Raw genomic sequence first — 633 nt, 5'->3', positions numbered from 1 at the left:
CAGAACGTTTTCTGAGATTCCTGAAGAAGAGGGCATTTCCAAACGCCGCGTTCAGGATGTGGTCGATCTGGCCATGCTAGCGCCTGATGTTCTGGATGCCATCGCTGCAGGCGAGCAACCTGACGGCCTGACCACGGATTACCTAATCAAGTCCGGCTTCCCAGCGATCTGGTCAGAACAGCGCCAGCAGTTCGCTGCGCTCTGATCTACAGACTCTCCCAAAGTCACCAAACTCGTACCGCCGGAACCGCGTACTGAGACTGCGGCCCGAAATCGGCTATTGTTGTGCTCACGTTCGCGTCTCAGCTCGAATCGTCAAAAACTAAGTCCCTGAAAATTAGCCACAATCGGCAACCAATTATTCAGTGTGTGATTTAATGGAAAATCATGGCTGGGGTGGTAGGATTCTGATTTTCTGAAAAAAAATTTTATTTCAGTATCTTAGTGGTACTTCATCAAAAAAATGTTGCGGGATTTGTTGCGGGAATTTCTGCAGCGCAGAAACCTGTCATTTTTTATCTCGTCTTTGAATCGCGTCCAATTGGGACTGAGGTAGAGATGCATAGACTTCGTCGACATGCTTCGGTTCTGTGATCATCTTCTCTGCGACAAGGTTTAACAGCCGGAACAGGG

General features: G+C 48.7%; 1 pseudogene. It reads left to right on the top strand.

Annotation, left to right across the window (positions count from 1 at the left end):
* A pseudogene (locus tag ACR1XV_RS21450) lies at positions 1-205 on the top strand (recombinase family protein); the annotation flags it as partial.
* Between the last annotated feature and the right edge of the window lie 428 nt (positions 206-633).

The sequence above is a fragment of the Ruegeria sp. AD2(2025) genome, from assembly GCF_056542385.1.
Note: the sequence above shows the minus strand (reverse complement) of the source record. Positions and strands in the feature narration are given on the sequence as shown.